Origin of the sequence: Gluconobacter sp. P1D12_c (assembly GCF_018812105.1) — a bacterium.
Classification (GTDB): Bacteria; Pseudomonadota; Alphaproteobacteria; order Acetobacterales; family Acetobacteraceae; genus Gluconobacter; species Gluconobacter oxydans_A.
This window is the reverse complement of the sequence record NZ_JACSIQ010000367.1, coordinates 1-486: the sequence shown is the minus strand read 5'-3', so window position 1 is coordinate 486 and position 486 is coordinate 1. Positions and strand designations below refer to the sequence as shown.

Genomic DNA, 486 nt, shown 5'->3' with positions numbered 1-486 from the left:
GGCATGCGCGGTGGACGCTGAAGTTCACGAAAGCAAAGCGGCAGGAGGATGGGACGATCCCCGCAACAGATCTTGCCATCCCATTCTTTGGCTACAAATCCCATGTCTCCATCGACCGAAAATTTCGGTTGATCCGGAAATGGAAAACAMCCGATGCCGCCGCCAGTGATGGTGCGCGATTGGGAGAGGGCTTGCTGGATAAAACCAATACGGCCTCAATAGTCTGGGCAGACACAGCCTATCGCTCAAAAGCCAACGAAGACTTCATGGAGAAGCAGGGCTTTGTCTCGAAGGTCCACAGGAAAAAGCCGCATCTCAAGCCTATGCCYCGGCAYATCCAGAAATCAAATGCTGGAAAGTCGGTCATCCGCTCGCGTGTCGAGCATGTCTTTGCCGATCAGAAGTCACAGACGGGGCTGTTTGTCCGGACTGTCGGTATCAGTCGAGCCACCATGAGGATCGGGCTCGCCAATATCGTCTACAATA

At 53.8% G+C, this 486-nt stretch carries 1 protein-coding gene; it reads left to right on the top strand.

Annotation, left to right across the window (positions count from 1 at the left end):
* Window positions 1-486, top strand: a 486-nt coding sequence (locus KP705_RS17205) for a transposase (RefSeq protein ID WP_215765152.1), incomplete at both ends; no start/stop codon positions are given.